We start from the raw sequence: 8671 nt of genomic DNA, 5'->3' as shown, positions 1-8671 counted from the left end.
CCGAGCAATACAAGTAATAATAAATTTGCGTTCACTCATAGGTTTTTTTTCTTCATCTTGACCTATGACCTGAACGGAATCTAATTCTGATCCATCTGGAGTTTTTAATGTAAAAAATTCGATATGGGGTTTTCGCTTTGTCTGATACGAAATTGAACCGTGTTTGGCATGCAGTTGTTCAAAAACATACCCTCTCATTTTGACGTCCAGAAATTCCAAACCTTTTAAATGAATTTGCGACCAATCAAATATTCTTCCTTGACAACCCTTCTGTTGCGAAGTGCCATCAATAAGTGCATCAATTTCTTTCAGCAAATTATTAACTTGGTCTATATCTCTGTCATTATCATAATGCAGTCTTGTACGCAACCTTGGAGTTATGAAGGGAAGAGCGGCTATAGTATTCGTTATTTTAATTAAAACATCATTAATCCATTTGTAATAAGGCCTCTTCTTAAAGTTAATGACAACAATATCATCTTCTGCTCGATTGCTGGTTCTAGTCAGATGTACTAAACGTTGTCTTGGAACATTACTTGGATTTAATGCCACATGAGTAATATTTCGCGCAAGAAAAAAAGAAACAACCCAGCCTGGTAACCTAAATGGGGCTTTCAAAATATCTACAATATGATCCCAGAATTTTTTTCGCTCTTTTTCAAGGCTATAATAATTGTATTTTTTTTGCATAATCACTTCTGAAAATTAAAAACTGAAAATATACCTAGAATGCTTCTCAAGACATGATAAATCATTCATTTGGCTCGAAATAAATTAAAAATAAGAAGACAAATAGTTAAAATTGTGCACATATTATCATGTTTTGTGACATTTATACAATCAGAAAAATAATTACATAGAATAGCTACGCGCACATTGTTCTTCCATCACAAAAATTGAAATCTGAGCATCCATTTAGCAAATAAAACGCTAGGTATTTAACTCGGTCTGCTTAAGTAAAAAAATCAATAAATCGTCTTATCTTAGGTTGTAGGTATCGGGCTGCTTGATAATATAAGTACACAGACAATTTAGGCTCTTGAAATTCGTGCAAAATCTCAATGAGGCGTCCGTCTTGTAACGCCTCTGCTACTATATATTCATGTAACTTGATAATTCCCATCCCAAGTATGGCGCATTCACACATAGCACGACTATCATTCAGCCATAAGGTAGGTTCAACATAAATCTCGTTGCCCCCTCTAAAGGTCAATAAATTATCTGGTTTTCGCATACTATGAGTAATATAGCGATGTTTACAGAGCTCTGAGGGAGTTTGTGGGATACCATATTTTGCCAGGTAATTTGGAGAAGCACAAAGGACATACCGCGTCGTAGAAACTCTCTTTCGAACTAGTTCAGAAGGCCCTTCCATAGAAACACCAAAAAGCAAATCGATACCTTCTTGAGCCAAATCGGGAAACCGCTCGGCCAATTCAATTTTAATCTGTAATTTTGGGTTTAAATCCATAAATTCAGGCAAATAGGGAAGAAGATACTTCATGGCAAAATAACGGTTGCTGGTCACATTTAATATTCCAATGGCTTCCTTCTGACTACTGGCAATTGCTGTTTCCGCTTCTTGCAATTCCATAAAAACTTTCTTACATTGTTGATAGTATTGCGCACCAATTTCAGTTAATGATAATTGTCTGGTCGATCTCCTCAACAAAACTACTTTCAGATCTTCTTCAAGACGAGCCACTTGTCTACTAACTGCTGCGGTAGACACGCCATATTTTCTAGCCGCTGCGGCAAAGCTATGTTCTTCGACAACAGTAATAAACGCAGCAATACGATCCAATTTACTCATAATTTCAACTCTTATTATTGCAAAAAAGTAAATAATTATTAACTAATAATGCCATTGTTAATTTTTTAGTCAATAATTATACTGTTTTTAATTTATCGAACAATGAAAATGAGACATCGCATGCATACAACATCTACTCCTCCTTTTATTACTTTAATGTTATTAATTTCATTTGCTTCAGTGAATGCTGTTTTATTCACTCCAAGCTTGCCTGACATGAGTCATTTTTTTGGGATCACCGAACACACTGCACAGCAAACCATAACCAGTTTTTTAATCGGTTATGCCTTGGGGCAACTTATTTATGGTCCCTTAGCCAATCGATATGGCAGAAAAAAAGCCCTTTATGCTGGCATTATTTTGCAAATTATAAGCAGTTTTCTCTGCGTGTTCGCAGGAATTATTCAAATGTATCCATTACTTGTATTAGGACGCTTTCTATTAGCCTTAGGATCTGGTGTAGGGTTAAAAATGACATTTACTCTTGTAAATGAGTGTTATGAGCCTAAATTAGCAACACAAAAAACTTCTTATCTGATGCTAGCTTTTGCTGTAACCCCCGGCTTAAGTATCGCCCTGGGAGGTATTTTAAACACTAATTATGGCTGGGAAAGCTGCTTTTATGTAGGAGGCATTTATGGCATAGTACTGCTGACTCTGGTGACAGGACTCCCTGAAACACAAAAACACCTTCAGCTGGATGCCTTCCAAAAGCAACATCTTATTCACGGATACATCAGTCAATTCAAAAATAAGCAGTTAATCTCTGGAGGAGCTCTAATGGGGGGCGCTTCTTGCTTTGTCTATATTTTTGCAGCAATAGCCCCCTTTATTGCCATGAACTTATTAGGGATGAATGCAACCGATTATGGTTTTTACAATATTTTACCATCCATAGGTCTAATGCTAGGCTCCATTCTATCGGCTCAATTTGCAAAGAAATACTCTCAAAACGTAGGAATCCAATTAGGTCTATTTATTATAGGGTTTGCAACAGTGGCTATGATGATAGCGACATTAACCCATCACTCAGCCCTTATTACGTTATTTCTCCCTATGACGTTTATTTATTTTGGCTTATCTTTTATTTTTGCAAATGCCTCTACATTGGCTATGAACCACACTTCAGATAAAGCGCACGCTCCGCCGTAATGAATTTTATTAATATGGGCTTGGTCACAGTAGTTATCTTGATGTTAAGTTTATTACCGATATCACCATTTTCATTGCCAGTGATCTATATCATTTTGTACTTATTGATGATAGGGTTGTTTAGATATGCTATCTCAAATCAAGACCTTAATTCATAGGTAAATTTCGACTTTCAATGATATCAATACCTTGTTCTATGAATTCTTTTTTGATTTTAATAAAATCCTCTATCACAAGTGCTTGAGTAGAGTCTTCAATCAAACAGCAAGAGAATCCTTCATTAAAAGCATCCTTGATTGTAAAATAAACACAAATATCAGCACACAAACCGCAAAAATAGAGTTTTTCAGTACCTTTCTCTCTTAAGTAACCTGCAAGCCCTGTTGTTTTTTGGTGTAAATTGTCATAGAAACCACTGTAGCTGTCTATATTGGGATCTGTTCCTTTACGAAAAATGGTTTCGATAGGATCAGTATTTAACTGGGGATGAAATTGAGCGCCAACACTCCCTTGAATACAATGATCGGGCCATAAAGTTTGTTCCATCTCCCCTACCTTGATTTTTTCAAAAGGTTTTTTTCCCAGATGATTAGAGGCAAAACTCATATGATTCGGTGGATGCCAATCTTGGGTCGCGATGATGAGATCGAAATGATGCAGCATACTGTTAATAACAGGAACAATAATATCCCCCTTCGGCACTGCTAAAGCACCACCAGGCATAAAATCAATTTGAACATCAAGAATAATTAATGTCTTCATAGCCCTACTCTTTTATGTGTAGATATCAACTGCTCCCTCTTTGCTTTAAGTTCAGAACTTAAGCCTACCTTATAAATATGCGGATTAATAAAGCGTTTGTATTCCATAGGTAATTTTTCAAAAGATTGCTCGCTAAATTGGGCTATTTCAGCCAGTGTTTTTCTGGGTAACAAACGCTTACCATTCTCCATCACTTTATGCAATAAAGGCTCTTTTTTATAATGCTTTATTGAAAGTGATTTTAGATTTTCAAAAGGATGATACATCATATCGATTTCCTTCTCTGTTCTAAGAACAATAACATCCGCCCCTTGATAAGTATTATCTTCCTCAAGAACTCTATAAACTTGTTTTTGATAAGGAATGGTGATCTTTGCAGGAGTATCTGACAATTTGATTCTCGGCTTATTATTAGCAAATGCTAGTTTATACACACCATCCAAAGCTGAGTCCGGAGCTCCAATAACAAGATTTGTCCCCACGCCAAAAGCATCAATCGGTGCCTCTTGCTCCAGTAAATTTTTGATAACGTATTCATCCAGTTGATTTGAAGCAGTAATAGCGACATAATTTAATCCAGCCTCATCAAGCATATGCCTAGCTTTTTTGGCTAACCACGCCAAATCACCGCTGTCAAGACGAATGCCCTTAAGCCTGTGGCCCCGTTTCTCCATATCTTTGGCCACCTGAATGGCATTAGGTACTCCGCTTTGTAAAGTATTATAGGTATCCACTAACAACACACAATTATCTGGCCATGCTTCTGCATAATCGAAAAACGCTCGTAATTCGCTGTCATAACTTTGTATAAAAGAGTGAGCCATTGTCCCCGAAACAGGAATAGAATAATCACGTCCAGCTCGAACATTACTAGTGGAATCAAAACCACCAATAATAGCAGCGCGGCTTGCCCAATATCCTCCAGCTCCTTGCGCTCTCCTCAAACCAAAATCAACTAAGATACGCTCACCAGCCACCTGTCGAATGCGTCTGGCTTTCGTTGCAATAAGAGTTTGAAAATTAAGAATATTTAATAATAGTGTTTCAATAATTTGTGCTTCAATTATGCTTGCTTCAATGCTCACTACAGGTCGTGTCGGAAAAACCAAATCCCCTTCAATTGACGCATAGACTGTTCCATTGAATTTAAATTGTTTCAAGTAATTAATAAACTCGGGATGCATTTGCTGATCTTGTAAAAATTCAATATCTCGTTCATCAAATCGAAGTTGTTCTAAAATATCTAATAAATCATCAAGGCCAGCAAAAATGGCATAGCCGCCCTTAAAGGGGAGATCGCGAAAAAAATAGTCAAATATTGCATTATGATCCTTCTGCCCCTTCAAAAAATAGACTTGCGTCATCGCCAACTGATATTGATCGGTGTAAGTTCCTGTGACATTTATCATGGATGTCCTTGTATGAATTGATGTTATTTACTCTTTATTGTATGAGCTTTTTCAAAATCACATAAGACAATTATAGGTCTTAATTATTTCATATACTTTGCTTTATTAGGTTAAATAAAATACTGTTGCTATTAGTAACTATCAAAATTGCATTTTCCCTGAGGTATTATCTTTGCACATGGAGCAATTATTTGTATCGAGTTTTATTATAACAAGATAACGCCCCTCAATTCTTTTGAGCTTAAACAAAAACGAGATACACTCTGGTAATTTCTGTAAAAATTTAGAATGCGAGTATTTTTACTAATTGTCAATTTGTCAACCTGCTATAAGTTTCCTATTCTTACTATAAATAATCTAAAAGTGGACACGAATTGAAATGAATACTTTTGATTCAATGGCAATTGAATTCGATTTAGAACATCATAGTATGAAAAAAATTGCGATTGAGGACTTGCATATAAACTATGAAGATAAAAATAAAATTTATTGGATACATAGTGACTTAAAACAAGAAGATGACTTAAAAAAATTACTAGAAAAGCTGCGATTACCAATGCCAGTTATCAAATTATGTACTGACAAAAATAATAGATCAAACACCATAGACATTGATGAAGCATTGACGCTGCAGATTCAATGTTTGTCTTCGATGAATTTGAATGCCAATTATGAAGCCAATTTTGATAATTTAATTATTCATCTTACCACTAAATACTGCTTTACGGCTTCTACAAAACTTTCTTCTGTCCTATTTGATCTTCTAAATAATTGCCCGAGATCCTTACCTTATGCTAAAACTTCTTGCTTTTTATTATTTTTACTCCTTGAGAGTGTCATTAATGATTATGCCAAGATTGACTTTATTTATGAGGATTTAGCCGATCAATTGGATGGCCAAGTTCGAATTAGCCATAAAAACATTTATACGAATGTTATGGAATTAAAACATGGGGTAATGAAAATTAAGCGTCATGCGATAGCAATACGAGAAATATTAATGCGCATTACAAGCCGAAATATCTTAGCAGTATCAGAACAATGTCGCATTTCCTTATATAATTTGTCTAACCACTGTCACCTCGTAGTCAATGAAATAGATTCACTTCGCGATATGTTAAATGGCTTATTAGGTCAAATTGACAATCAGTTGATGCAAAACATGAATGAAACCATGAAAGTATTAACTGCGTTTGCGGCGATTTTTTTACCATTAAACTTAATTACTGGAATTTACGGGATGAATTTCTATTGGATGCCAGAGTTAAGTTGGAAATATGGTTATTTTTGGGCCATTTCTTTAATGGTACTATGCGCCGTCATATTGTTCCTTGTTTTTAAAAAAAACAAATGGTTTTAAGGCGCAAGCTTTGTATGTACTATCCAACAGAAAAATTTTCACCCACCCCATTAACCACATACCATTGGCATTCTGCTCCATGATAACTCAGCGCCTGGATATCAGGTTGGGCAGGCCCATTTGCAGTAACAACAAATACACACGCTTTGGATTGAAAGTTTGAATCCTGATTCACTGCTGTCACTGTATAAGCAATATTAAAATCAGCTTCTTTACTAAACTTAAATCCATAGGTTAAAGAATTATCTTCAGTTAATCCGATTTCAGTAATATCGGCACAAGAAGGATCGACGAATTGACCATTCTGACTAATCATTTTAAAGGTTACTTTCCAGGAACCTGATTTAGAAACAACTTCATGCCAAGTATGAACACCACAGGCCCCAAGCCCACCTGCATGAGCAGAACTTAAAACCAATCCTAATATTAATGTCAGAATCCTTCTCATTTTTTCCCTGTTTTTCATAACTTTAAATGAATAGCAACAATAATATAAATGAGGGCTATTTGCAATTTAATACGGAAAACCCGCACTAGAATCGGGCACTTATTGACTTGAAAAAAGATTTTTTAGGATGCCTTATCTTTTTGTAACAATAAATTGTGATGTGGAAGGAGGACATCCATATTTAAGACTTGCCCTCATCGCGGCTTAAGAAGCTGCGACTAATTGTTTGACTCTCTTAACGAATGTAGGACCTGGGTCCGTTTTATCAGTTTGATAATTTGGATCCTTTTCTAACCATAGAGCGGTTTTTTTGTATTTCAAATATTCATTATGGCCAATAACATATTTTATTTTTGAATATTTTTGCTTTAAATAACACACAAGAAAAGCATTTGCTCTGGCCTGCTCTTCGGTCAAATCATCTTTTCCATCCACACCACCAATATTCTCGATACCAATTGCATAATGATTAAGACCAATAACATGCCTAGCCATCCACGTTTCTGGCATGAGTTGATAGATGCTTCCATCTCGGTCAACTAAAAAATGACTCGAAACATTTAAATCTCCTGGTAGCTCGCTTCTTCTTGGAGAGCTGGAGGGTAACGCAGGGGGATCAAATATTCGAAGCGTAATATCCAACTTGGGAATACAAGTCCAGTGCAGCACAATCATTTTCGGCTCAATTTCAATGGACTTCGAATCAATCCCATAGTGAGTTAATTGGTAATCTCTAGTTAATGCAATTCGCTCTTCGTCAAATTGTATAGGCTTTTGAATGATCGGTTGTGGTTCGTAACAAGAAAATGCATACCCGAAGGAACTTATCAGGAATAATGAAATTGGTATAAGTATTTTCATAATTAAAAGAAATATATCATTAAAGAGCAAATTATCAAAATAATAATTAAGATCAATCCAGAATCATGAATTTGATATAACAGATATAGAGTTTTTTGTATCGAACGCTTATTAGGCCTGCTACAATGTGTCAGTTACTTTACTAGGTTAACGAGTTTTTTATGTCCAATGTGTTAACAAACTACTACCTACAAACCATAGGAATAGAAATCTGGGTTAAGAGAAAGTCTACTCCTTCTTGTGAAGGACAATTATCTGATTTAGCAATTGAAGTAGCTTCATGTACACGCTGTTCTTTACATAAAACTCGCAGCCAAACGGTATTTTCACGTGGGAATCCGAAAGCAAAACTGATGATTATTGGCGAAGCTCCTGGTTTTTACGAGGATCAACGAGGTCAACCTTTTGTCGGCAAAGCAGGTGGCCTACTCAATAAGATGATTCATTGCATTGACATGACAGAAGAAGATGTTTACATTGCGAATGTCTTAAAATGTCGGCCGCCCAATAACCGAGATCCCATTCTTGAAGAAATTTCTCAATGCAGCGCTTACCTAGCTCACCAAATCAAACTCATCGAACCCCATTTGATCCTGGCTTTAGGGCGTTTTGCAGGACAATTTTTACTTGATAAACCATTGTCACTAAAACAACTACGTAATAGTCTTCATCGCTATGGAAATATTCCCTTTATAGTAAGCTATCATCCAGCTTATCTCTTGCGAAATCCATCCGATAAGAAAAAAGCCTATGTTGACTTATTAGCTGTAAAAAAACTTCTAATGGACTACAAGTAATAAATTTTTATGACATTTAATATATAGATCTCTATTAATATATAGATCTCTATCGAAACTCGCTGCCAT

General features: G+C 35.8%; 8 protein-coding genes and 1 pseudogene. 3 read left to right on the top strand and 6 right to left on the bottom strand.

Annotated elements, in window-relative coordinates; all coding sequences use genetic code 11:
* A pseudogene (locus OK13_RS08965) lies at positions 1–690 on the bottom strand (Dot/Icm T4SS effector SdbA); the annotation flags it as partial.
* Positions 691–952: 262 nt separating this feature from the next.
* Positions 953–1813, bottom strand: a complete 861-nt coding sequence (locus OK13_RS08960; RefSeq protein ID WP_035890284.1) for a LysR family transcriptional regulator — start codon at positions 1811–1813, stop codon at positions 953–955.
* 120 nt (positions 1814–1933) lie between these two features.
* Here OK13_RS08960 and OK13_RS08955 point away from each other — a divergent pair, with 120 nt between their 5' ends.
* Entirely contained in the window at positions 1934–2965 is a 1032-nt protein-coding gene (locus OK13_RS08955; RefSeq protein ID WP_241480486.1) for an MFS transporter, read from the top strand.
* Between the two features lie 147 nt (positions 2966–3112).
* Here the strand turns inward: OK13_RS08955 and pncA are convergent, their stop codons facing one another.
* Positions 3113–3727 carry a bifunctional nicotinamidase/pyrazinamidase gene (gene pncA / locus OK13_RS08950; protein ID WP_035890282.1) on the bottom strand — a complete coding sequence of 205 codons (615 nt, stop codon included), beginning with the start codon at positions 3725–3727 and terminating at the stop codon, positions 3113–3115.
* The gene (locus OK13_RS08945) at positions 3724–5136 is read right to left on the bottom strand and encodes a nicotinate phosphoribosyltransferase (protein WP_035890281.1); all 1413 of its coding nucleotides are present in this window, start codon (positions 5134–5136) and stop codon (positions 3724–3726) included. Before OK13_RS08945 ends, pncA begins: the two co-directional genes overlap by 4 nt.
* Positions 5137–5515: 379 nt before the next feature.
* On the opposite strand from OK13_RS08945, the gene OK13_RS08940 reads away from it, so the two are divergent.
* On the top strand, positions 5516–6496 hold the full coding sequence (locus OK13_RS08940; RefSeq protein WP_035890280.1) for a magnesium transporter CorA family protein: 981 nt from the start codon (positions 5516–5518) through the stop codon (positions 6494–6496).
* A gap of 19 nt (positions 6497–6515) precedes the next feature.
* Here OK13_RS08940 and OK13_RS08935 read toward each other — a convergent pair whose 3' ends face one another.
* Both OK13_RS08935 and OK13_RS08930 read right to left on the bottom strand, forming a co-directional pair.
* Positions 6516–6944: a hypothetical protein gene (locus OK13_RS08935; protein WP_035890279.1), complete on the bottom strand. Its 429-nt coding sequence runs from the start codon at positions 6942–6944 to the stop codon at positions 6516–6518.
* 204 nt (positions 6945–7148) lie between these two features.
* Positions 7149–7805 (bottom strand): N-acetylmuramoyl-L-alanine amidase, encoded by a 657-nt coding sequence (locus OK13_RS08930; protein WP_035890277.1) that lies wholly within the window; start codon positions 7803–7805, stop codon positions 7149–7151.
* Between the two features lie 161 nt (positions 7806–7966).
* Between OK13_RS08930 and OK13_RS08925 the strand changes: the two genes are divergently transcribed.
* Entirely contained in the window at positions 7967–8602 is a 636-nt protein-coding gene (locus tag OK13_RS08925; RefSeq protein WP_035890273.1) for a uracil-DNA glycosylase, read from the top strand.
* Positions 8603–8671: the final 69 nt, after the last annotated feature.

This window comes from Legionella norrlandica, from assembly GCF_000770585.1.
Taxonomy (GTDB): Bacteria; Pseudomonadota; Gammaproteobacteria; order Legionellales; family Legionellaceae; genus Legionella; species Legionella norrlandica.
This window is presented reverse-complemented; position numbering and strand designations above follow the sequence as displayed.